Origin of the sequence: Larkinella fluvii (assembly GCF_051857545.1) — a bacterium.
Classification (GTDB): domain Bacteria; phylum Bacteroidota; class Bacteroidia; order Cytophagales; family Spirosomataceae; genus Larkinella.
This window is the reverse complement of the sequence record NZ_JBPZHB010000005.1, coordinates 654841-678122: the sequence shown is the minus strand read 5'-3', so window position 1 is coordinate 678122 and position 23282 is coordinate 654841. Positions and strand designations below refer to the sequence as shown.

The 23282-nt window shown below is 50.3% G+C and carries 20 protein-coding genes; 16 read left to right on the top strand and 4 right to left on the bottom strand.

Going from position 1 to position 23282, the window contains the following annotated elements; all coding sequences use genetic code 11:
- Nucleotides 1–84 precede the first annotated feature (84 nt).
- The 3 genes from tsaE (at nucleotide 85) to ACS5NO_RS16210 (ending at nucleotide 2332) form a co-directional block, all read left to right on the top strand.
- Nucleotides 85–495 carry a tRNA (adenosine(37)-N6)-threonylcarbamoyltransferase complex ATPase subunit type 1 TsaE gene (gene tsaE / locus ACS5NO_RS16220; protein WP_439416136.1) on the top strand — a complete coding sequence of 137 codons (411 nt, stop codon included), beginning with the start codon at nucleotides 85–87 and terminating at the stop codon, nucleotides 493–495.
- A 115-nt stretch (nucleotides 496–610) separates the two neighbouring features.
- Nucleotides 611–1822 carry an alanine dehydrogenase gene (locus tag ACS5NO_RS16215; RefSeq protein WP_150880222.1) on the top strand — a complete coding sequence of 404 codons (1212 nt, stop codon included), beginning with the start codon at nucleotides 611–613 and terminating at the stop codon, nucleotides 1820–1822.
- Nucleotides 1823–1924: 102 nt separating this feature from the next.
- Entirely contained in the window at nucleotides 1925–2332 is a 408-nt protein-coding gene (locus tag ACS5NO_RS16210; RefSeq protein WP_439416135.1) for a hypothetical protein, read from the top strand.
- A gap of 114 nt (nucleotides 2333–2446) precedes the next feature.
- On the opposite strand, the gene ACS5NO_RS16205 is transcribed toward ACS5NO_RS16210, so the two are convergent.
- From ACS5NO_RS16205 to thrA, 3 genes are all read right to left on the bottom strand, one after another.
- Nucleotides 2447–3958: a capsule assembly Wzi family protein gene (locus tag ACS5NO_RS16205; RefSeq protein ID WP_439416134.1), complete on the bottom strand. Its 1512-nt coding sequence runs from the start codon at nucleotides 3956–3958 to the stop codon at nucleotides 2447–2449.
- A 207-nt stretch (nucleotides 3959–4165) separates the two neighbouring features.
- Nucleotides 4166–5095, bottom strand: coding sequence for a homoserine kinase (locus ACS5NO_RS16200; protein ID WP_439416133.1), 930 nt, complete (start codon nucleotides 5093–5095; stop codon nucleotides 4166–4168).
- A 69-nt stretch (nucleotides 5096–5164) separates the two neighbouring features.
- Nucleotides 5165–7627: a bifunctional aspartate kinase/homoserine dehydrogenase I gene (gene thrA / locus ACS5NO_RS16195; protein ID WP_439416132.1), complete on the bottom strand. Its 2463-nt coding sequence runs from the start codon at nucleotides 7625–7627 to the stop codon at nucleotides 5165–5167.
- Nucleotides 7628–7932: 305 nt separating this feature from the next.
- On the opposite strand from thrA, the gene ACS5NO_RS16190 reads away from it, so the two are divergent.
- The 5 genes from ACS5NO_RS16190 (at nucleotide 7933) to ACS5NO_RS16170 (ending at nucleotide 12575) form a co-directional block, all read left to right on the top strand.
- Nucleotides 7933–9036: a vWA domain-containing protein gene (locus ACS5NO_RS16190; protein ID WP_114409035.1), complete on the top strand. Its 1104-nt coding sequence runs from the start codon at nucleotides 7933–7935 to the stop codon at nucleotides 9034–9036.
- Nucleotides 9037–9046: 10 nt separating this feature from the next.
- Complete coding sequence (locus tag ACS5NO_RS16185) at nucleotides 9047–9247, top strand: hypothetical protein (RefSeq protein WP_439416131.1); 201 nt, start codon at nucleotides 9047–9049, stop codon at nucleotides 9245–9247.
- Between the two features lie 5 nt (nucleotides 9248–9252).
- The gene (locus tag ACS5NO_RS16180; RefSeq protein WP_439416130.1) at nucleotides 9253–9642 is read left to right on the top strand and encodes a type II toxin-antitoxin system death-on-curing family toxin; all 390 of its coding nucleotides are present in this window, start codon (nucleotides 9253–9255) and stop codon (nucleotides 9640–9642) included.
- A 96-nt stretch (nucleotides 9643–9738) separates the two neighbouring features.
- Nucleotides 9739–11271 carry a P-loop NTPase family protein gene (locus tag ACS5NO_RS16175; protein ID WP_439416129.1) on the top strand — a complete coding sequence of 511 codons (1533 nt, stop codon included), beginning with the start codon at nucleotides 9739–9741 and terminating at the stop codon, nucleotides 11269–11271.
- 257 nt (nucleotides 11272–11528) lie between these two features.
- Nucleotides 11529–12575 carry a porin family protein gene (locus ACS5NO_RS16170; RefSeq protein ID WP_439416128.1) on the top strand — a complete coding sequence of 349 codons (1047 nt, stop codon included), beginning with the start codon at nucleotides 11529–11531 and terminating at the stop codon, nucleotides 12573–12575.
- Nucleotides 12576–12584: 9 nt separating this feature from the next.
- Here ACS5NO_RS16170 and ACS5NO_RS16165 read toward each other — a convergent pair whose 3' ends face one another.
- Nucleotides 12585–12905 (bottom strand): heavy metal-binding domain-containing protein, encoded by a 321-nt coding sequence (locus tag ACS5NO_RS16165; protein WP_114409040.1) that lies wholly within the window; start codon nucleotides 12903–12905, stop codon nucleotides 12585–12587.
- 366 nt (nucleotides 12906–13271) lie between these two features.
- Between ACS5NO_RS16165 and ACS5NO_RS16160 the strand changes: the two genes are divergently transcribed.
- The 8 genes from ACS5NO_RS16160 to ACS5NO_RS16125 all read left to right on the top strand — a co-directional run bounded on the left by ACS5NO_RS16160 (nucleotide 13272) and on the right by ACS5NO_RS16125 (nucleotide 23279).
- Nucleotides 13272–13826 carry a lipocalin-like domain-containing protein gene (locus ACS5NO_RS16160; RefSeq protein ID WP_225309613.1) on the top strand — a complete coding sequence of 185 codons (555 nt, stop codon included), beginning with the start codon at nucleotides 13272–13274 and terminating at the stop codon, nucleotides 13824–13826.
- 326 nt (nucleotides 13827–14152) lie between these two features.
- Nucleotides 14153–15016 carry a hypothetical protein gene (locus tag ACS5NO_RS16155; RefSeq protein ID WP_439416127.1) on the top strand — a complete coding sequence of 288 codons (864 nt, stop codon included), beginning with the start codon at nucleotides 14153–14155 and terminating at the stop codon, nucleotides 15014–15016.
- Between the two features lie 280 nt (nucleotides 15017–15296).
- Nucleotides 15297–16211 carry a hypothetical protein gene (locus ACS5NO_RS16150; protein ID WP_439416126.1) on the top strand — a complete coding sequence of 305 codons (915 nt, stop codon included), beginning with the start codon at nucleotides 15297–15299 and terminating at the stop codon, nucleotides 16209–16211.
- A gap of 172 nt (nucleotides 16212–16383) precedes the next feature.
- Nucleotides 16384–17292 carry a hypothetical protein gene (locus ACS5NO_RS16145; protein WP_439416125.1) on the top strand — a complete coding sequence of 303 codons (909 nt, stop codon included), beginning with the start codon at nucleotides 16384–16386 and terminating at the stop codon, nucleotides 17290–17292.
- Nucleotides 17293–17335: 43 nt separating this feature from the next.
- A complete protein-coding gene (locus ACS5NO_RS16140) occupies nucleotides 17336–20749 on the top strand; it encodes an RICIN domain-containing protein (protein ID WP_439416124.1) in 3414 nt (1137 codons plus the stop codon).
- Nucleotides 20750–20948: 199 nt separating this feature from the next.
- Nucleotides 20949–21329, top strand: coding sequence for a glycine cleavage system protein GcvH (gcvH, locus tag ACS5NO_RS16135; protein ID WP_439416123.1), 381 nt, complete (start codon nucleotides 20949–20951; stop codon nucleotides 21327–21329).
- A gap of 51 nt (nucleotides 21330–21380) precedes the next feature.
- Nucleotides 21381–22676, top strand: a complete 1296-nt coding sequence (locus ACS5NO_RS16130) for a dihydroorotase (protein WP_439416122.1) — start codon at nucleotides 21381–21383, stop codon at nucleotides 22674–22676.
- A gap of 6 nt (nucleotides 22677–22682) precedes the next feature.
- On the top strand, nucleotides 22683–23279 hold the full coding sequence (locus ACS5NO_RS16125) for a DUF4199 domain-containing protein (RefSeq protein ID WP_439416121.1): 597 nt from the start codon (nucleotides 22683–22685) through the stop codon (nucleotides 23277–23279).
- Nucleotides 23280–23282: the final 3 nt, after the last annotated feature.

The following is a 23282-nucleotide window of genomic DNA, read 5'->3' as shown; positions in this document are numbered from 1 at the left end:
AATTTGTCCCACCTACCGGGTCGATAACGGCCTGTAGGAGACCAAGAAAAGTATTATCTTTGAAATTGGAATTAAGTAAAAAGAATGATCCTCCGCTTTCAAAGCCTTGCTGAACTGGATGCCGTTGCCGGACAATTGATCGACGCCGGGCGATCGCATTCGGTCTGGCTGTTCGATGGTGAGATGGGTGCGGGAAAGACGACCTTGATTAAAGCAATCTGTCGGCGTCTGGGCGTTGAGACCACGGTCCAAAGTCCAACCTTTTCGATTGTGAATGAATACATTACAGATTCAGGTGAACCGGTCTATCATTTTGATTGTTACCGGCTTCGCAATGAAGAGGAAGCCCTGGACAGTGGTCTCGAAGAGTACATCGACTCAGGAGAACGCTGTTTCATCGAGTGGCCGGAACGAATTGCCGGTTTGTTACCCCCCGACGCCTGGACCCTTCACCTCCGGGTGGAAGAAGGCGAACGAATACTGGAAACCAATTGACAAAAATGACGGATTAAGAACAACGGGGCGCAACGCTTTCGGGCGGTTTTCGGTGAAACCATCTCCACCGGGGAATGCGTCATTCGCAGTTCGAAATTCATAAATCCCGTTTATAGTGACTGGGTTTGAACAATTAGCAAAACAAACGGCACTTTATCCGCAGGAAGCTCCTGCCGCTGTTAAGAAGCACAATGGCAGTCTCATGATTGGGATGCCCAAAGAGGTCTCCCTACAGGAAAACCGGATTGCCCTGACGCCCGAAGCGGTCACCATTCTGGTGCGCCACGGCCACGACGTTCTTATTGAAAAAGGCGCGGGCGCGGGCGCAAAATTCTCCGATAACGACTATAGCGAAGCCGGAGCACAAATTATGCCCTCGGCCAAAGAGGTCTACGACGCGAACCTGATTCTGAAAGTGGAACCGCTGGTCGATCAGGAATTTGACTACATCAAAACCGGCAGCACCCTCATTTCGGCGGTCAACCTGCCCAACCACGAGAAGAAATACTTCGAGCGGCTGAACAGCAAAAAAATCACCGCGCTGGGCTACGAATACATCGAGGATAAAGTGGGCGGCATGCCGATCATCCGGGCGATGAGCGAGATTGCAGGCAGCACCGTCATGCTGATTGCGGGTGAATACCTGAGCAGTGCCAACAACGGCCGGGGGGTAATTCTGGGCGGGATTACAGGCGTTCCCCCAACCAAAGTGGTGATTCTCGGAGCCGGAACCGTGGCCGAATACGCAGCCCGGACGGCGCTGGGACTGGGTGCCGAAATCAAGATTTTCGACAAACACATCTACAAACTCCAGCGGCTGAAATACGCCATTGGACAGCATATCTATACCTCGATCATTGAAACCGATACGCTCTCTGAAGCCATTCAAAGGGCCGATGTGGTGATTGGGGCCATGCGGGCGGAAGACGGTTTGAGTCCGATTGTGGTGACGCAGGAGATGGTTTCGCGCATGAAACTCGACGCGGTAATTATCGATGTCTCCATCGATCAGGGCGGCAATTTTGAAACGTCCAAAATGACGACGCACAAAGAGCCGACGTATAAATACCAGAACGTCATTCATTATTGTGTGCCGAACATTGCCTCGCGGGTGGCTCATACGGCCAGTCTGGCTCTAAGTAACATTTTTCTGCCGTTCCTCCTGAAAACCGGGACCATCGGTGGCATTGAAGAAATGATGTTCGCCAATCGCTGGTTCATGAAGGGCGTTTACAGTCATAACGGGCTGTTAACCAATGCCTACATCGCTAAAAAATTTAACATGCGGTACAAAGACCTGAGTCTGTTGCTGGCTGCCAGAATTTAAATTGTTTACGGTTCACAGTTTTCGGTATACGGTGGCTGATGCATCCACTCTTTCGCGTCAGCCACCGTATACCAAAAACTGAAAACCGTAAACCGTAAAAACATGATCAATAATAGCAACGAAAACTTTCTGCTGGACGACGCCAATTCGCCGGATGTCAACCGGAAGCTGATGAGTGCGGTTTCGACGGATTTTGTGAAAGTGTCGGATACCCTGCGCGAAGCGTCGTACGTCATTCGAAAACGCGGGTTTACCGAGAATCCCATTTTTGTCGTATCCCGTCGGCCGGTGGATATCGGTCAGTTGCTGCTCGGGCCGAACGAACTGGCGGCCAATGCGTGGAGCTATCGGGCGTCGTTGCTCGATGAGTTTGTGCAGCGGAAACTGGTGGCGGAGGAGTCGGTCGATGTGTTCAAGGAAAGTTATAAAAATCCCGACGAATATTGCTGCCTCTTCGTCGTCGACGGCGACTTTGCCGGTTTCATCTTCATCCCTTTTCCGGAGGATTAGTCGGTTTTCAGTATACGGTTTTTAGTTTACGGTGGCTGACGCATTATATAAGAACGCGTTAGCAAGCATGCGTCAGCCACCGTAAACTGAAAACCGTATACCGAAAACCTAGTACTACTTCCGAACCCGGTATTTGTAATAATCCCACGTTTTGCGAATACCGGCATAGACGCCACTGCGGTTTTCAAACAAATCGCCCTGATCGGCGGCTGCGGAGAACGTGACCAGCAGTCCCCGCTGATTCACCGGCAGATCGAGTGACATGACGGACGAAAACTGCCGGAGGGTTTCAGCGAACGGAAAATCGTAGGTGCCATAATTTTCACTGTAAGAAAATTTGAACTGAAACTGGCAGTTTCGGGCGAAATTTCCCTGAATACCAGTGTGATACACCCGAACGCGGTTGTTGCTGAAAAAACCGTAGGGCGACAGATTGGGACGGGTGTCGGTCACCGGTGTGATGAAAGGCGTGCCGATGCCGCGACCAAAATACGACCAGCCGTCCTGGTACTGCGTATGATTGAAGTAATTATCCTTTCCCCGGAATTTATTCCCATCGTCAAATACGCCCCCGCCCTGGCTTTTTGTGTACAATAACTCCACAACGGCACCGGTAATGCGTAGACCGAATGAGGCCGGTTTCAGATTCCGGAACCGGATGCCCGTCAGGCCATCTTCGAGGTTCGTCAGGTAATAGAGCGAACCGTCTTCGTAGACACTCTGGTGATACAACAAAACAGACGTTCGGCGCGAACAGAATTCTATTCCTATATCAATGGTGCCCAAGTGATTGCCCACCCGATTTTCCCGGTCGAATTTGCTGTAGTGGGTCGTGTCGACATCCGACAGACGCCCGAGGCTGTTGCCCACCGTCACGAAAAGGTAGTCCTGCAGGCTGGCGGGGAAATGACCATTTTTGACAATGGATTCCGGCAACTGATCGGTGACGCCCCCCCATTGGGCCTGGTGATTGAAACCGGCGTAGAATTTGACCGGCCAGCGCGGTTTTCCCAGCCGTCCGTAGAACGATTTCTGGTGGAGAAAATAATGCTGAACCTTGCGCTGGCTACCAAACCAGCCGTGGGCGAAATTGCCCCGGAAAGAAAGAAGCCCTTTGGTAAAGCCGATGGGTGTGTAGTGGGGCAGGCTGATCTGGATTCTGGGCAGGGGCAGGGCGTTACCCGACCAGCTATATGAACCCGAACTGAGGGTTGAATCGACTAAACCGACCACTTCGCGTCGGCGTCCTGCCATGATTTCAAAGGCGCCGGCGCGAATTTTAACATACGCTTCAGGAATTAAAAATGAATTTTTTGCTTGAGCATCCAAATTTGAAACGACTTCAAAACCATAGCCAATGCCAAAACGATCCCGACGGATGGGCGAGGTAATGTCGGTCAGGGGGTAATACCGGTAATCCTGCCGAACGCCCGCCCGAACGGTTGCATACGGTAGAGTCGTGGGAACGATGCCGTATTGATTGGTTCGCAGCCAGAATGGGGTTTGCCGGGAGGAGGAATAAAAACCGCCTATTTCTGCAAAAAAATGGCTGGGCCGGGTTTCAATAACGGGCTGACTAAAGGCAAAAAGCGGAAGAAAAAGAATCAGGAGTAGCGCTCTTATCATGTCTCATTGAAAAAAGATTCCACGTTTCATTGAGCACTACAGGCGACAGGAAAGCCCTCTATTCCCGGTCTGGGATAGCGACGACTGACCCGTTAACCCTTGCGGATTTAGCCGGATCACGGATTCATACAATCAACGATGACTGGCCCGGACGGTTTGACCTGGAGTGATAAGGTTGTATGTGCAAATATTATTCCAATTTTGCAATTATCCAAGCACCTTTGGACCTTCCTGATTGATTCCGGAAACATACAATTCACTGCCGATGCCGACCGAATGAAAGGCGGCCTGCATGCTGTTGCCAACCCGCAACGCCGTGGGTTGGTCACGGCTGAGGGCAAACATGGATGGGCCGGAGCCGGAAATGCTGCAACCGAGGGCGCCGGCATCGAGGGCGGCTTGCTTTACTTCGCTGAATTCGGGGATGAGGATGGCGCGAATCGGTTCAATAATGACATCGACCATCGAACGGCCAATCAGATCGTAGTCGGGTTTCATCAATCCCGCAATCAGCCCGGCGACGTTGCCCATTTGAATGATGGTGTTTTTCATCGACACCTCATTTTTCAGAATGTGCCGGGCGTCTTTCGTATTAACTTCAATTTCCGGGTGAACAATGGTGGCGAAGAGTTGCGCCGGGGTATTGATGGTGATGATATCCAGCGGGTTGTAGCTCCGGATGACCACAAACCCGCCCATCAGCGAGGGCGCTACATTGTCGGCGTGGGCCGAACCACAGGCCAGACGTTCGCCCTCCATGGCAAAGGGTAGGAGGTCGATTTGCTTGAGCGGTCGGCCCAGCAACTCATTGATGGCAAACACACCCGCAACGGCACTGGCCGCGCTGGAACCCAAACCGCTGCCGAGCGGCATTTTCTTATGCAGAATCAGTTCCAGTCCCTGGTCCGATTCGATGTGTTTCAGGTACGTCTGAATGGCAATACCGGCGGTGTTGCGTTCGGCCTCCTTCGGCAACCGGCCTTCATCGCCAACGATGGCTTTAATTCGAACGCCCGGCAAATTGCTTTTCCGGACGATGATTTCGTCGCCGGGACTATCGACGGCAAAACCGAAAATGTCAAAACCGCAGGCAACATTCGCGACGGTCGCAGGGGCAAATACTTTTATTGAATCCACAGTCTGTAAGGGATTACCGTGGCAATCCCAATCTTTTGTCTATCTATACAAATTCTATGGGCGTGTGGTTCACGCCAGGTAACTTCCAATGCTGACCACATCCGCAAACACGCCTGTGGCCGTCACTTCCGCGCCCGCACCGGGGCCTTTGATCACGAGTGGGCGTTCTTTGTACCGCTCGGTCGTAAACGAGATGATGTTGTCGGCACCCGAAAGCGAGTAAAACGGATGGTCGAAACCGACCGACCGCAGTTCAATGGTCACTTTCCCGTTTTCAAACGTAGCGACATACCGCAGCTTTTCGTTGCGGCCTTCCGCTCCCAAAAGCAGGTTATCAAAATACGCATGATTGTGCTCCAACTCTTCGAAAAATGCCGGAATGCTCGGCGCTGTGATGCAGCTTTCGGGCAACAGATTGTTGATGGTAACGTCGGACGGTTCCAGTTCAAAACCGGCTTCTCGGGCCAGAATCAGGATTTTCCGGCCCACGTCCATGCCACTCAGGTCTTCGCGCGGGTCGGGTTCGGTAAATCCTTTTTCCTTGGCTTCCTTCACGATGGTGGCAAAGGAGACGCCGGGTCTGAAATTGTTGAAAATATAGGATAAAGTCCCGGATAAAATGGCTTCGATTTTCAGAAACCGATCACCGGACGTCATCAGGCCCTGCAAGGTGTTGATGATCGGCAATCCCGCGCCCACGTTGGTTTCATACAGGAATTTGACGCCCCGCCGAACAGCCGCCCGCTGCAACCGCTTGTATTCGGCATACGGCCCGGAATTGGCCACTTTGTTCGGGGTGACAATCGACACGTTGGCGTTGAGCAACGGTTCGTAAAATAACGGAATGTCCTTATCCGCCGTACAGTCGATGAACACGCTGTTGGGCAGGTTATAATCTTTCAGCTTCTCAACAAAGGCTGGTAATGAGGTTGTTACGCCCTCGTTGGCCAGCCGGTCCTGCCAGGTGGTCAGGTCGATGCCTTTGGGATCGAGCAGCATTTTCTTCGTATTAGACACGCCAACGAGGCAAATCCGGAGCAGCTTTTCGTTCCGCAGAAACGCGTATTGGGATTCAATCTGTTGCAGCAACGTACGGCCAATCAATCCCGCCCCAACCAGATAGAGGTTGAGAATCCGGGCTTCGGACTGGAAAAAGACGTTGTGCATCGCATTGAGCGCTTTCGACAGGTTGTTTTTGTTGATCACCACCGAAATGTTGATTTCCGACGACCCCTGCGCAATGGCAATGATGTTGACCCCGTTTTTGCCCAAAACCGAAAAGAGCTTCCCGGCAATCCCCGAACTCTTTTTCATGCCTTCGCCCACCGTGGCAATGATCGACAGGTCTTTTTCAATACCGATGTAATCGACGTGACCGTGGGCAATTTCGGTCGCAAATTCCGCTTCCAGAATGTCGCGGACACGCTCGGCGTTGCGGGGTTCGATGGCAAAACAGATGGAGTGTTCCGACGACGCCTGCGAAATCAGAATGACACTGATTTTGTAATGCGCCAGCGTGCTGAACAGCTTGGCCGAAACCCCGGCGACGCCGATCATCCCGCTGCCCTGGATGTTGACCAGTACAATGTCGTCGATGGATGAGATCCCGGTAATCGTAAAATCGCGCCGGTCGGCGGTGCGGCTGATTACCGTGCCTTCGTGACTGGCGTTGAAGGTATTCAGAATCCGGATCGGGATGTTTTTGGAAAAAGCCGGTTGCAGCGTGGGCGGATAGATCACTTTGGCCCCGAAGTGGCTCAGTTCCATCGCTTCCGCGTACGTAATGGTCGGAATGTTGAAGGCATTCGGCACCTTGCGCGGGTCGGCGGTCATCATGCCGTCCACATCAGTCCAGATGTCGATGAAGTCGGCGTTCAGGGCGGCACCCAGAATGGATGCCGTGTAATCGGAACCGCCCCGGCCCAGCGTGGTGGTTTCGTTGTTGGCGGTGGAGCCGATAAAACCGGTGACAATGGGCAAGTCCGATGCAATGGTTGAAAAATACTCCCGAATCAACTGGTTGGTCGTTGTTTCATCGACGTCCGCCATGCTGAACTGGGCGTTGGTTTTGATGAGTTCGCGGGCGTCGCAAAACCGGGCCGGAACGCCTTTGCTTTTCAGGCATTCGCTGATGACCAGGCACGAAAGTCGTTCGCCGAAGCTCATGACCAGGTCCATCGTCCGGTCCGACAACTCTCGAATGAGCGACACGCCCCGCAGCAGATCCTCCAGTTCGTTGACCGTGCCGCGAACCTTGCCGAACACCTTACTTTGTTCTTTAATCGGAATTAATCCCTTGATGACGTTGAAATGGCGGTCTTCAATGCCCCGAATCAGTTCCAGGTAATCGGGGTTGTTGGTGGCAGCCATCCGGCCGATTTCAATCAACTGGTTGGTGACCCCGCTCATGGCCGACAACACGACGGCTCCGATGGTATCCCCGTTCTGGCGGTGGTTAAGAATGATGGCAATGACTTTTTTAATATTCTCAACGGACTTTACCGACGTTCCGCCAAATTTCAATACGTTCATACAGTGGGAAATTATTGAATTATTGAATTGTTGGTCGTAGTGGATCAACAATTCGGATGCTGTATTGGTGATGAAGAGAAAAGGAGCGCAAATATAGGGAAAAAGCAGGTTGTGTACAGCAAAGAAATCGAAACGAAAAACATAGGATTGCGGTCGTAAAGGCCCCAAAACCGGTCATGGAGGCCACTGGCGGTTGTTTGTCGTGGTGGAATTGCCGAAAATTTCGTATTTTCAGGAAGCGAACAAATCCGCCGAACACGCTGTTCTTTCATCAAGGATAACTGCTGACCTAACGACCGTATTTCATGAAAGGATTCCAATTCTCCAATTATATTCCGCCCGAAAAAAAAGAAGGCAGTAAATTCGACCAGTTGCTCAACATTTTCCAGCAATTGTTGCTGATGACGTCGGGCAATGTCGAACAGGCGCTGGCTTATCTGAACGACCTCGACCGGCGGTATAGCCTGACCGACGACAAATACGGGATTGGTAATTTTGTCGAGGAGATGAAAGAAAAAGGGTATCTGACCGAGCAGAACGAAGAAGGCACACTCGCGATGACGGCCAAGAGTGAACAATCCATCCGGAAGTCGGCGCTGGAAGAAATTTTCGGGAAACTGAAACGCTCGAAATCCGGCGGCAACCACCACACCCCGTTCACGGGCGTGGGCGACGAACTGAGCAGCGACCTGCGCGATTTTCAGTTTGGCGATTCGCTCGAACAGATTTCCATGACCGAATCCATCCGCAACGCCCAGATCAACAGTGGCGTCAATGAGTTTACGCTGATGGAGCGCGATCTGGAGGTGGTTCAGAAGGAGCAGAAAACCCAGACCTCGACGGTTTTGATGATCGATGTGAGCCACTCGATGATTCTCTACGGTGAAGACCGTATTACGCCCGCCAAAAAAGTTGGTATGGCGTTGGTAGAGCTGGTGAAGCAGAAATACCCCAAAGACACGCTCGATATCATTGTGTTTGGCAACGACGCCTGGCAGATTCAGGTGAAGGATTTGCCGTATCTGGAGGTGGGGCCGTACCACACCAATACCGTGGCCGGGCTTGAACTGGCGATGGATTTGCTGCGTCGACGCAAGAACAAGAACAAGCAGATTTTCATGATTACCGACGGAAAACCCACCTGCTTGAAAGAAGGCATCAAATATTACAAAAACAGTTTCGGGCTGGACCGCAAGATCGTTTCGAAAACCCTGACGCTGGCCGCCCAATGCCGTCGGCTCGACATTCCGATTACGACCTTTATGATTGCCTCCGATCCCTATTTAAAGCAGTTTGTTCACGAATTTACGAAAGTGAACAACGGCCGTGCCTATTACAGCGGTTTGCAGGGATTGGGAAACATGATGTTTGAAGACTTCCAGCGCAACCGCCGGAAAAACATGAAATAACCGAAAAAGTATGACGACGATTCAAATTTCCTTGGAAGAAGCGGAAATAACGCTACTGGAGCAAAAAGCACAATCGCTCGGTTATGAGTCGGTGGATGAGTTAATTCAAAAAACGGTTCATCGTTTATTGGAAACGGAGGAGGAATACAAGACACGCTTAATGCATTACATCGTAGATAAAAATGCTGAATTGTATCGGCGTTTGGCTTAAAAAACATGACTTATCCAAACGTTGAAGATATTGTTCTCCTTCATGGGATTATCATTCGACAATCTGGCGGGAGTTCAGGCGTTCGCGATCAGGGTGGGCTAGAAGCTGCTGTCGCTCAGCCCAGAATGACATTTGCCGGTGAGGATCTCTATCCGACTATTATTGAAAAGGCGTCGGCCATCTGTTTTTCATTAGTGATGAATCATCCTTTTGTGGATGGTAATAAGCGAATTGGACAGGCTGCTATGGAATTCTTTTTAATGCTCAACGGATATGAAGTGAGGGCAGATATAGATGAACAGGAGCGCATAATTTTGGATTTAGCCGCTGGTATGCTGGACCGTGATACATTCACTCAATGGTTAAACAAACGAATAGTTTTACTTAATTTTTAACAGAACTAGGTGATGGGATGGTAAACAAAAACTTATTCCGGGAGATCCCCGTTATTTCGACATAAACCACCATTTCCGACGCTACCCAACGATTTCATGAGCTATTCATCCCTGAAGAGTAAAGAGTTAGTAAAAATAAAAACCCTCGGCGAACTCAAGGCTGCCGGTTACCAATCCAAGTCCATCAAACAAGAACTTCGTGACAACTTGATCGAGAAGATTAAGGCGAAAGAGACCGTTTTTCCGGGAATCTGGGGCTATGAAGATACCGTTATTCCGGATGTCGAACGGGCGATTCTGTCGATGCACCACATCAATTTGCTGGGGTTGCGCGGGCAAGCCAAAACCCGGATTGCCCGGCTGATGATCAATCTGCTGGACGAATACATCCCGGTTGTGGAAGGGTCTGAACTGAACGACGATCCGCTCGTGCCACTCTCCCGGTTTGCGCACGATCTGGTGGCGGAAAAGGGCGATGCGACGCCGGTTAGCTGGTTGCATCGAAACGATCGCTACACCGAAAAACTGGCGACGCCTGATGTTTCCGTAGCCGATCTCATCGGCGACGTCGATCCGATCAAGGCTGCAACGTTGAAGTTACCGTATTCGGACGAACGGACCATTCACTTCGGACTGATTCCGCGCTCGCACCGGTGTATTTTTGTGATCAACGAATTGCCAGATTTGCAGGCCCGGATTCAGGTGTCGCTCTTCAATATTTTGCAGGAAGGCGATATTCAGATTCGTGGTTTTAAACTGCGCTTGCCGCTTGACATTCAGTTTGTGTTTACGGCGAATCCGGAAGATTATACCAACCGGGGCAGCATCGTGACGCCCCTGAAAGACCGGATCGACAGCCAGATTGTGACCCACTATCCGAAGTCGCTGGAGATCGGGAAGAAGATTACGCAGCAGGAAGCCATCGTCAAAACCGAGCAGAAAGGCATGGTGAAAACCAATGATCTGATTGCGGATCTGATTGAGCAAATTGCGATGGAAGCGCGTGATAGTGAGTATGTTGACTCGAAAAGTGGGGTTTCGGCACGGTTGACCATTGCGGCTTTTGAAAACCTGTTGTCGGCCGCCGAACGCCGGGCGTTGTTGAATAGCGAGAAGGAAACCTACGTTCGGATTACGGATCTGTACGGCGTCATTCCGGCGATTTGCGGAAAAGTGGAGCTAGTGTACGAAGGCGAAGTGGAAGGCCCGGTGATCGTGGCCCAGAACCTGATCGGGAAAGCCATTCGGACGCAGTTCCTGAATTATTTCCCGAATCCCGAAAAAGCCAAAAAACAGAAGGGCGGCAATCCCTACAAAAAGATAACCGACTGGTTTGGCGACGGCAACGTGATGGATTTCCTGAACGACCTGCCCACCCGCGATTACGAAAACCGCCTGAAAGCCATCGACGGTCTGGACGATGTCGTCGATTCGCTCCATTCGCGCCTGGGCAAACAGGAGAAACTGTTCATGATGGAATTCGCCCTGCACGGTCTGGCGGAATATTCGCTCGTGGGCAAGAAGGCGATGGATACGGGTCAGCAGTTTAAAGACCTGTTGGGCAGCATGTTCAGTCCCGGCACGGCCTTCGGTGAAGACGACGATGATGACGACGAAGACCGGTTTTAAAATAGTTAAGAGTGATGAGTTAAGAGTTGGCTGACGCATCTGTATTCTTGCGTCAGCCAACTCTTAACTCATCACTCTTAACTCATAACTCACAAAAAAAGGCACCCTGTTTTTCAGGGTGCCTTTTTTTGTGTCGTGAAATGCTACAGGGAAACTACGCGATGAAAATCACGTAGTTCTTCTCTTTCGGGGCGTTGTTCAAGGTTCTAATTTTGCAGCATCAGTAACAACAGATACACATAAAGATTGAACACCCCATGAAAGCATCACTATTCACCGTGTGCCTGGTGGCGGTTGGCCTGCTGGCGGAAGCGCAGACCACCAAACCCAAACCGACGACGGCCGCCAAGCCGGTTGCCGCCGTACAAAAGAAACCGGTGGCAGCGGCCCCGAAGAAAACCACCACTGCCAAGCCGAAAACCACGGCCACGGCAGCGAAGAAACCCGCCACGAAACCGGCGGTTGCGACGGCTCCCAAAGCCACGACCACGGCGGTGGAATCCGTAACGGCGACGGCCGAAGCCGAACCGATGCTGGCCCAGCAAACCGTTGTGGAGACCAAGCCGCAAGCGGAGACGCCTTCGAAAGAAGCGACGAAACGCTCGAAAAAAGCGAAAGCCGAAAAACCGGCGAAGGCGCCAAAGGCCGAGAAAGTGGCCAAACCGGAGAAACCGGCCCGCATCAAAACCGAATCGGCGTATTCGGGCCGGGGCTTGTCGATCGGTATTCGGGGGGGCGTCAATGCGTTGTTGAACGAATATGCGCCGGGCGGTGATCTGGATGGCGTCGGTGGTGCGTCCGAAACCGCTCCGGGTTTTACGGGTGGGCTGGTGATCAACTACGGCCTTGGCAACGTCTTTTCGATTCAACCGGAGATCCTGTATACACGCCGGTCGGCGAAATTTGCCGGAGAGGTGGAAGGCCAGAAATTCTCGCTCCAGGTTTCTGCCAACGCCATTGAAGTTCCGCTGCTGCTCAAACTTTCTTTCGGTCGCAAAACCCGGTTTTTTGTGAATGCGGGGCCGTATGTGGCTTACGGCCTGGATGCCCGGTACAAGTTTGTCGTGGATGGTGAAACGCTGGCCGACGAAAAACGGACGCTAACCAGCGACGATGCGCGGCTCGAATACGGCGTAACCGGTGGCCTGGGCGTATCGATTCCGGCCGGGCCGGGCCGGTTGCTGATCGAAGGAAGGTATAATTACAGCCTCGGAACCGACGCCGACCCCCAACCGGCGGAATACGTCAGCCAGCAGGTGGCTACGTTCTCGCTGGGCTATGTTTTCCCGCTGGGAAGACGCTAGGACGACCGGTTACTCGATCACCACCGCCGTGCCATTGGCACTCACCATGAGCAGACCGCCGTTGTTTCCGATGGTTTGGTAATCCAAGTCGACGCCGATAACCGCATTGGCACCCAGCCGCTGCGCCTGTTCGATCATTTCTTTCATGGCAATGCTTTTGGCTTCGCGCAGGGCCTGTTCGTAAGCGGCTGAACGTCCGCCCGCTACGTCGCGCACGGTGGCAAAGAAATCTTTAATCAGGTTGGAGCCAATGATGGCTTCACCGTTGGCCAGGCCCAGGTATTTTGTGATCCGTTTGCCTTCGATATTCGAAGTAGTTGTTATCAGCATAGACTTGATCTCGGTGTAACCGTCGGGCGGTTCCTGGTTTGAATGATGACTTGTTCCTCAAAATTAAATACCGGGAACATGCTAAATGACAGAGTTACACAGAAGATTATTTTTAATGGATGGGGTATTTGTTTTGCCTTACAGGCGGTAGTCGGTATGATCCAAATTCGGGTACAGAACCAGTATCGACCTTCAAAAACAAGGTCTGTAAAGCCGAAAAAACCGGTGAATGCACTTCAGCAGACGGAAGTACCTGTTTAAACCTCAATATAGGCAATTCAGGCGTAATGCACTGGCTGGCCGCACCAATTTTGCCCAATTTTGAATCACAAATCAAACTTTTCTAACAATCAAATCAAACAACAAATGAAAAAGACAACCGTACTTTTGAACCGCGTGAATTTCCGTTATGGATGGACTATGGTTATGTTGCTGGCCCTACCGCTCTGGTTTGCAAGCTGTAGCAAAGATAAGGATGGCAATGGCGAACCGGATGTAAAACCATCGGCGGTGAGCGGAAGCTGGAAAATTTCGGGAATGAAAGTGAATCCGGGTTTTGATTTCGGAACCGGCCAAAAAGTTACCGATTTGCTGGCGTTCTTTAAGGAATATGGTGGAGAGGAAGCCGTTGCGTGTTTGACGGACACCAAAATGACGTTCAACAGCAACGGAACTATTACTGGTACGCCCTCACCCAATTGCAAATCGGATGATCTGGATGATTTCAACCCGGCGACTAACAACGCCAAATGGTCGGTAGATGGTAATAAACTGACGATTACTGATAGCGACGGTGCCCAGGTTTATGATCTGGAAACGTCGGGCAGCACGATGAAATGGAGCATCACGGAAAAAGACGACCTGGACGGCGACGGAAAGGTGGACACCTATACCATGACGATTGAATTCAAGAAGGCGTAAGTTGCCGATGCAGAATAATAAAGGGGCCGCCCGTCGACATTCGACGGGCGGTTTTTTTGTGTTGTAAAAATTTAGTTTTAAAAGTGCTACATCATCACCCCCAGCTACTCCACAGGAACAGCCAAAATTCGTTACCGCTCAGGTAATTGTAAAAACATGTTGTTGCCTTTTTAAATGATCCGTAAACTGAATTTGTCGGTCACAAAAAAATAGTACGGGAATAGTTTAACCAGTATGAAATAGGTGTTTTATTGCACAAACATTTAAACAATAAGCCTAAATCCACATAAGGTTTCACTGTACAACGGTAAAATAATTTATAGGGTATGAAAAACACAGTAACCAATTATGGGCTGATACTCACACTATGTGTAGCAATTTTTGGTTGCAAACCGCGAAACGAAGAAACCGCCCCCATTCCCTCATGCCGGATTGTTAGCGTCGTATTGAAGTCTACCTCAACTAGTGATCGTCTAATTCGTGATGAGGAAACGATACGGGTAGGCGGCAAAGACGTAAAAGTGAGTTTCTACAAAGAAAGCTTTTACACCTATGATCCACAGGGGCGACTGATTCGGGAAAAAGACCGGATGATAACCGGGGACTCTACGGTCGTCGAGTATGATTATTCGCCGGGATTGATGCTTAAGCAGACTACTTCCTATTCCCGCCAATTGGGTACGCATGTATTCATTGATAGTATAGTCTTAAACACACAAGGGTTGGCTGAATCCAAATTTTATCAGCAAAAAGTCAAATATGATTCGGAAGGATATTTGACCGAACAGATGTTAAGTGGTTCGATTCAATTCGTAGGTCAGGTAGTGAATGGTAATTTGGTAAAAGAGTATAAATACCTGGATGGGTTGTATGTCTATAAATACGAATATGATTTAACCCGTTCTGGCTTGCCTGCGATTTACACATTCTTGGGGAAAGAAAGCCGTAATCTGCTTAAAAAAGAATCGATTGAACGAGGAGACTCCTTTATTGGACAGGCTATCTTTGAAACTAATTATCAATATCGATTCGATTCTGATGGGCGTGTATATAGAAAAATTGTTCACGGTGAAGATGTTGGATTTGGGTGGTATGCAGATGAAGGAACAGCAGTTATTGACTATGAATATGATTGTTCTCCTTCCAAACTTTATTTTCAACCCCCGCCAAAAAACGCTAAGCAACTATAAGCACCTTGCCAGCCACACTACCAATAGACGTTCCTAAATTTAAATGGTTCTCCATCATCACCCCAGGCCACTCATTAAAGGAACCGATTTTGAATATGAGTGTAGTTGAAATTTACAACCCTCATTTTTAGCGATTTAGAATCATGTTACCGATTTTTGGTTCTAATAACCGCTTGATTTACAGGGTTTTTATATTGGAAACTTACGTAAAAAAGCGCATAAAATCCTGGTTTGTTTGTCTTGTAAATTATAGGTTTGTCCCGTCCCTTTTAGATCACCCATGAAGACTTCTTTCTTATCCATCCTGTTTTTGCTTAGTCTGCTGGCGATGGCCATAAGCTGCAAGAAAGACCGGGATCTGCATCCCAACGGTTGGGTGACCGACCCGACCAACTTGCCGCAACCACCAAAGGGATGTAAGATTGTCAAAACTACGTACAAAGACCCATCAGATGGCCGGACGGGCGATCTGCTCTGGGAACCCGAAACCATTACGCTGGACGATGGCCGGAAAATGCCCATCAGTTGTGTTGCCAAAATGACATACACCTATGACGCTCAAAATAGGCTTGTAGAAGTGTACGAAAAATTATTAAACAATCTGTATACCAGGCATCGCTACACGTACGAATCACATTATCTAATTGATTATTATGAGGTACTCTATAAAGGGGAGACAGAACCTACTATTCGGATTGATACAACATCATTAAATGGCCAAGGTTTAATCAACCGATACCGGGGTTCAGGTGAATCTTACCTAATATATAATCAGGATTACCAACTGGTTGATGACAGTCCAAATCGTCCGGGATATACGCATATTTATGTCGATGGAAATATGATTGAACAAGTGGAATACCAATCTTGGGGAATGCGCAATGGAGAGTGGTTTGCCTACGATCGGTTTTTACGCCACTTCAGCTTCAATATGACACGTCCTAATCTGCCGGTCATCCACCAGTTTCGGGGTAACGAAAGCCGCAATCTGCCACTGAAAGAAGTCTGGCAATTGGAGTCCTCTCCTGACTTTGGTACCCAGAAAGTATATCAGAAAACCTACAACTATTGGTACGACCAGCAAGGTCAGGTCAGACGTCGGATTGTGCATGGCAAACCGCTGATTGGTGGCTGGTTAATTGAGGATGATCTGTATGGAGTGGGGGTGACTGATTTTGAATATGAGTGTAGTTGAAATTTACGACCTTCATTTTTAGCGATTTAGAATCATGTTACTGTTTCTTTGTTCTAATAACCACTTGATTTACAGGGTTTTTTGTATTGGAAACTTATGTAAAAAAGCGAATGCAATTCTTGTTTGTTTGTCTTGTAAATTATAGGTTTGTCCCGTCCCTTTTAGATCACCTATGAAGACTTCTTTCTTGTCCATCCTGTTTTTGCTCAGTCTACTGGCGATGGCCTTAAGCTGCAAAAAAGACCGGGATCTGCATCCCAACGGTTGGGTGACCGACCCGACCAACTTGCCGCAACCACCAAAGGGGTGTAAGATAGTGAGAACCACGTATAAGAACCCTTCGGTGGGCCGGACAGGCGATCAACTCTGGGAACCGGAAACTGTTACGCTGGACGATGGCCGGAAAGTGCCCGTCAGTTGTGTAACTAAAACCACCTGCCTCTATGATAATCAGAATCGAATCGTGGAAATACGGTCTCAATATTTGGACAACCAATACTGGCTCTTTAAATACACGTATACAAGCGATTTTGTCATTACCTACCAGGAATATTCAGGTAAAACAAAACCATATATTGAGATTGACACCACCTCACTCAACGACCAAGGATTGATTAATCGGCGTCAAGGTTTGGGAGAACCTTACTATTTCTATAATCAGGATGATCAATTAGTGGATCGTGAACCGGATCGTCCGGGCCAATCCCAGGTATATATTGACGGCAATATGGTTGAATATGTCGTATACCAATCTTGGGGCATGCGGGATGGGGAGTGGTTTGCATACGACCGCTTTCTGCAACGTTACAGCTACCTGACTACGCGCCCCAATCTGCCGGTGATCCATCAATTTCGGGGCAATGAAAGCCGCAATCTACCTTTGAAAGAGATCTGGCAGTTGGAATCGTCCCCTGACTTTGGCACCCAGCAGGTGTATCAGAAAACCTACACTTATTGGTATGATCAGCAAGGTCAGGTTAAACGACGCATTGTGCATGGCAAACCGCTGATCGGTGGCTGGTTGATTGAGGATGATCTGTATGGAGTGGGGGTGACTGATTTTGAATATGAGTGTCCTTAATTTTTATAAATTTTTGTTTGTACAATAAATTACCTATATCTCTATGACAAAAATCTTACTAACCTTCCTGATCTTTTTTAGTCTGATAATCAGTGGCAAGGCACAGAAATTTACCGTCAGTGATCCCATCGACGGCGTTGTATTCCAGCAGAATACGCAACATCAGGGCAAAATTGTCGTTCTGGGCGATTTGAATACCAAAAACATGTTGATAGGGGGATATGTCGTTTCGGCATCGCTCCAGAAACTGGATCTGGTCACTGGTAATTCTACGGGTGCGGCTCCCATTTCCGTCCCCATTTCACGTAACAAGACGACGTTTAAAGGTTCTATTACGGTTGACAAAGGCTGGTACGAACTAACGGTTAAGGCTACACAAATCACCACCTTCCCGTTGATCAAACGTAATTTCGAAACCAAACGCAAAGTAGGAATCGGCGAAGTATTTGTCATCGCCGGGCAATCCAATGCCCAGGGCGGTTTCGGACTGACAGCTTCCAATACCCAGCGTATGGATGCTGTCCGAGTTTCGCCGGATGTCATTCCGGAAGCCAATTTAGGCAGTTACGACCCCAATAGTCCCAACCTGCCTAAATCGTACCGGCAGGTGCAGCGAATGGTCGGTACCAAAGATCATTTTGGTGGAATCGGTCCTACGGGTAATTCGCTGTGGTACTGGGCTGCTCTAGGTGCAAAGCTTGCCAACGAATGCCAGGCACCCGTTGCTTTTTTCAACGGAGCCTATGGAGGGACGACCGTCACAAATTGGGTCACCTCTACGAATCCTAACGCCCGCACTTCAAACCAAAATAACTTTACAGACGTTACTAGAGGACGCTATCAGCCTGGTTCTCCCTTTTACTTTTTTGCCAACATGCTCAAGTTCTATAGCGATAACTATGGCGTTCGGGCGGTTTTGTGGATGCAGGGTGAAACGGATACGAAAGCATATAGGGATGTAACCTCTGGTAATCAGGAGCAAAAAGACAGTTGGAACGATAGAGTTATAGTAGGTCCGAACGGAAATCCTTTAGATTATCTTGTACCATTTGGTAATGGTAATCAAGAAAAGCGTTGGGTGGAGAATGCAGGACAATATCGTGACAAGCTCGCGGAAGTAATTCGGAAAACCCGTGAGTATTGCAAAAAGCCGGATTTAATTTGGGTCGTCTCGCAGACCTCCTATATTTATGATTACACACCGAATCGTAATTACCATTCATCATCGGTTATTCGGGATGGGCAGAATGCCAATGATTTGAATGGACAGGTTGGCTACGTCTATCAAGGACCATACACCGATGATTTAGGTACAGATTTCCGGCGGCCTGTCGGTTCGGGCGCTGATGAACCCGTGCATTTCAATAACAATGGATTAAATGTTGTTGCCGATCGTTGGTTCGACAAACTAAAAACAGTCTGTGAGAATACACGTCCGATCACGGTGCAGGATTTAGGCACCGAGCCACAAGGCGTAGACATCAGCGATGATGGCCGTACAGTATCCGCGCCGGGCGGATACTCAAATTATACCTGGAGTACGGAAAATGGAGGTGCCACCAATGCCGATGCGCCAGTATGCAATGTCCAAACCCTACCGGGGGAATGTTTCGGGACGCACCGGGCTATTATGCAGAATGATCGTGGAAACTATGTAATTACTCAAACGGTTGATTATCCTTACGTTATCGTCGACGACACCAATGATGGCTCCACCGGTTCAGCCCCCCTCGCCACCGGCTGCTACACGATCAAAGCCAAACACTCCAACAAGTTCCTGCAGGTGGCCGATGGAAATGCCGGTACCCGCATCCGTCAGCAGGACGGCAACGGTTCTACCAACCAGATCTTCAAACTCGAAGTGGTCGATGGCTCCCTCTACCGCATGATCTCCCAATTCAGCAACAAAGTCGTGGATGCGAATGGGGCCGGTACGGGCAGTGGTACCACGGTCAACCAGTATGACTGGGCCAACAGCGCGCAACAGAAATGGCGGCTGGAAGCCTACGGTGACGGCACCTACAAACTCGTACCCTCGTATTCCAATGCCCTGGCCGCCGATATCGAAGGGCCCAGTCTGGACAATGGGGCAGGGCTTCATCTGTGGAGTCAGCATGGTGGAGATAATCAACGGTTTTACGTTCAGACCTCCGGCTGTTCCGGCGGAACGACCCCTCCGCCCACCAATCCGCCTACCGGTTCCTTAAGTGGCTGTTATGTGATCCGTTCCGTCCAGACCAATCAGCTCATGGAGGCCCTTTCGGGCAACACCGTCGAGCAACGGAGCGCCAACGGAGCGAACAATCAGATTTGGAAAGCCGAAACGACATCCGCCAATCAGTACCGCTTCGTAACGCAAAATGGCAGTGGCCTTGCTATGAGTGTCAACGATCTAAACAATGGCGAACTCCTGCGCCTGAGTGCGTCTTCCGGGGATACCCGGCAACTGTGGACGATTCAGGACAATGGCAGCGGAGCCTACCGCATCAACGGGAGCAATGGCGTGACCTGGGACATGAAAAATTACGGCAACGACCCCCAATTGCAACTCTGGGGATCGACCAGTGAAGGCTTCCAGAATCAACGTTTGTTCCGTTTCGAGTCGACGGGTTGTCCGGGTGGCACCCCGAATCCGCCGACGAACCCACCAAGCGGAGGCTCCTTAACGATCGTAACCCCAACCTACAACTGTAATACGGGCAATTTGACAATCAATACGTCGGGAGGCAATGGAAGTACAATTGAATATCAGATTCCGGGCGTGGCTGCCTGGACTACGAATTCCACGTTTGCGATCCCCTCCTGGCAACGGACCGGTACAACCTTTACGCTGCAGGTGCGGCAATCGGGTGTGCAAGCCAATTCGTATGCCTTCCTGACGACCTGTGATGGAGGAACGACGAATCCTCCCACGAACCCACCGACGGGTGGTGGTACCTTAACAATCGTAACCCCAACTTACAACTGTAATACGGGCAATCTAACGATTGCTACTTCGGGAGGGAACGGGACTACCCTTGAATACCAGGTTCCGGGTTTGGCTGCGTGGACGACGAACCCGACGTTTACTGTACCTTCCTGGCAGCGTACGGGTACAACCTTTACGCTGCAAGTACGGCAGTCGGGCACCGAAGCTTCTCCTTATTCATTCCTGACGGCCTGTAGTGGTGGACGGCTATCGGCCATTTCTAGTTCAGAACCTGCGGAGCGTTTGCGGGTCAACCCCAATCCGACCAATGGATCGACACGCGTTCGTTTCACGTTGGACAAAGGCAAAGAAGCGACGCTTTCCGTCGTGGCAGTCGATGGCAGAACGGTTTATGCAAAACCGGTTGCCGGAACGGGGGACGAACAGGCGGTAAGTATCGACCTAAGCAAGCAAGCCGATGGTCTGTATTTGATCCGCTTATCGAATGACACCATGAACCAAACCGCCAAATTACTCCTGCAGCATTGAGTCTATCCCTCCATCGCCGTACGGAAACACCCGGTTTTGGTACGGCGATGGAGGAGATGGAGTTCGTATGCAAGCGCCGGCGAAATCCGCCGGACACTTCCCGACCCCTCACGGGCAGCAATGGTCGGGAAACCCCAACGTGAAGGTTTGCAAAACCGTTTTACCTGTGTAAATTGCAGCGTTAAACGAAACGTCACGTATGAATTTTCCCGGAGAATTAAAGTATACGCAAGATCACGAGTGGATTCGCATCGAAGGAGATACGGCCATTGTCGGTATCACGGATTTTGCCCAGAGTGAATTAGGTGATATTGTCTTTGTGGACATCACGAGTGTCGGACAGAGTTTGGCAAAAGGCGACATATTCGGTTCGATTGAAGCTGTCAAGACGGTTTCGGACCTTTTTCTGCCCGTTGCCGGTGAAGTACTTGAAATTAATCCGGAAGTTGAAAAATCACCCGAACTGGTCAACGACGACCCGTATGGCCGGGGTTGGATCGTGAAACTGAAATTGACCGATGGGGCCGAATCCGATGATTTGATGTCGGCCGAATCCTATAAAGAGTTGGTGGGGGCCTAAGTCCCCAATTGAATCAGGAAGCTCCAGCCGGGGCTTTTTTTTTGCATTTCCATGAAACTACTCATTCGTGCCGTCCGAATCATAGACCCGCAGTCGCCCTTTGATGGACTGGTTCGTGACGTACTCCTTGAAAATGGTCTCATCCGCCAGATCGGCGAAGCGCTCCCGGTCGATGAGGACGACTCCTCGATTCAACGCATCGAACCGGCCGGTTTGTGCCTGTCTCCGGGTTGGGTCGACCTCCGGGTTTCGGCCAAAGATCCGGGCTATGAACAGAAAGAAGACCTGACCACGGTTTGCCGGGCCGCCATGCTGGGCGGTTTTACGGACATTGCCGTGTTGCCCAATACCAAACCGGTTCTCGATTCAAAAGACACGCTTGGGTATGTCCGGCAGGCCACCCAGGGACAAGCCGTCAGTGTGCATCCGATTGCCGCCATTACGAAACGGGCAGAAGGTCAGGACTTTACAGACATGATCGACCTGCACCACGCCGGAGCGGTGGCGTTTTCGGATGGCGAACAACCGCTGACGCATCCCGATCTGCTGCTGAAAACGCTGCAATATTTGCGGCCGTTCAACGGCTTGCTGATGAACCGCCCCGAAGAGCAGAACCTGACGCATTTCGGACAGATGAACGAGGGGCTTTCCAGTACCTTGCTGGGGCTGAAGGGGATGCCCGCCATGGCCGAAGAAATGATGATCGAGCGGGATTTGCGGCTTCTGGAATACCTGTATCCGCAATCTGCCGGGCGACCCGCCGAAACCGTCCTGCATTTCTCCACGATTTCAACGGCGCGTTCGGTCGAGTTGATTCGGCAGGCCAAGCAGCAGGGCTTGCCGGTGAGTTGCGATGTGGCCGCCCACCAACTGGCGTTCACCGATTCGGATTTGATGGGGTTCGATACCAATTTAAAAGTAAACCCGCCGTTTCGACTGCCCGCCGACCGCGAAGCCCTAAAGCAGGGGCTGGCCGACGGCACCATTGACGCCGTCGTGTCAGACCATAATCCGCAGGACGACGAAAGCAAGAATATCGAATTTGACCACGCCGATTTTGGCATCATTGGGTTGGAAACCGCTTTTGCCGTGGTCCGCACCCATTTTCCGGAATGGCCGTTGGCGTCATTGGTCGAAGCGTTGACCCACCGTCCGCGCCAGATTCTGCGATTGCCAGCGCACACCATCGACGAAAACCAGCCGGCCACGCTGACGGTTTTCGATCCGGACCTGGCGTGGACGTATGAGCGGACGGCTTCCCGGTCAAAAAACTCGCCGTTTTTTGGCAAGACTTTACGGGGAAAGGCGTTATGGATTATTAACAAAAGCTTTGTTGAATCTTTATAACACGTAGTGAAACAACTTATTTCGTTTTTTAACCACCCGCTTTTGAAGCTGCCGGTATTTTTCGGGCTGTTGGCGGGGGTATTGTGTTTCGGGTATTTCCTGGCGCTCTACGCGTTGGGCATCATGCCGCTGGGGAATCATAAAGTGCTGGATTTTGGTTTTCAGATCATCATGATGGTAGCGGCAGTCTGGTACTACCGCAAGCACATCGGGAAGGGATTTTTGCACCTGTGGGAAGCCCTGAGCATCTGTTACGTGGTCAATACGGTGGGCGCGATGCTGACGGCCTGGCTGATTTATCTCTTCCTAAAATACATCGATCCAACGATTTTTACCCAGTATCTTGACGAAATGCGGGAGCTGATCGTTTCGACCAAAGGGCGGCTGGTGGAAACACTGGGGCAGGCGGAATACGCGAAAATGCTGAAAAATGTCGATTTGATTACCCTGGAAACCCTCGTTGGTGACGAAATCAGCAAGAAAACCGTGCTGGCGATTTTACCCGTCCTGATTATTTCTTTACTTTTCAGAAGACAGGACTACAGCCTCTACAATCCAACCCCCGACTTGCCGAATCCTTCCGAATCCCCTAAATCAAACTGATAA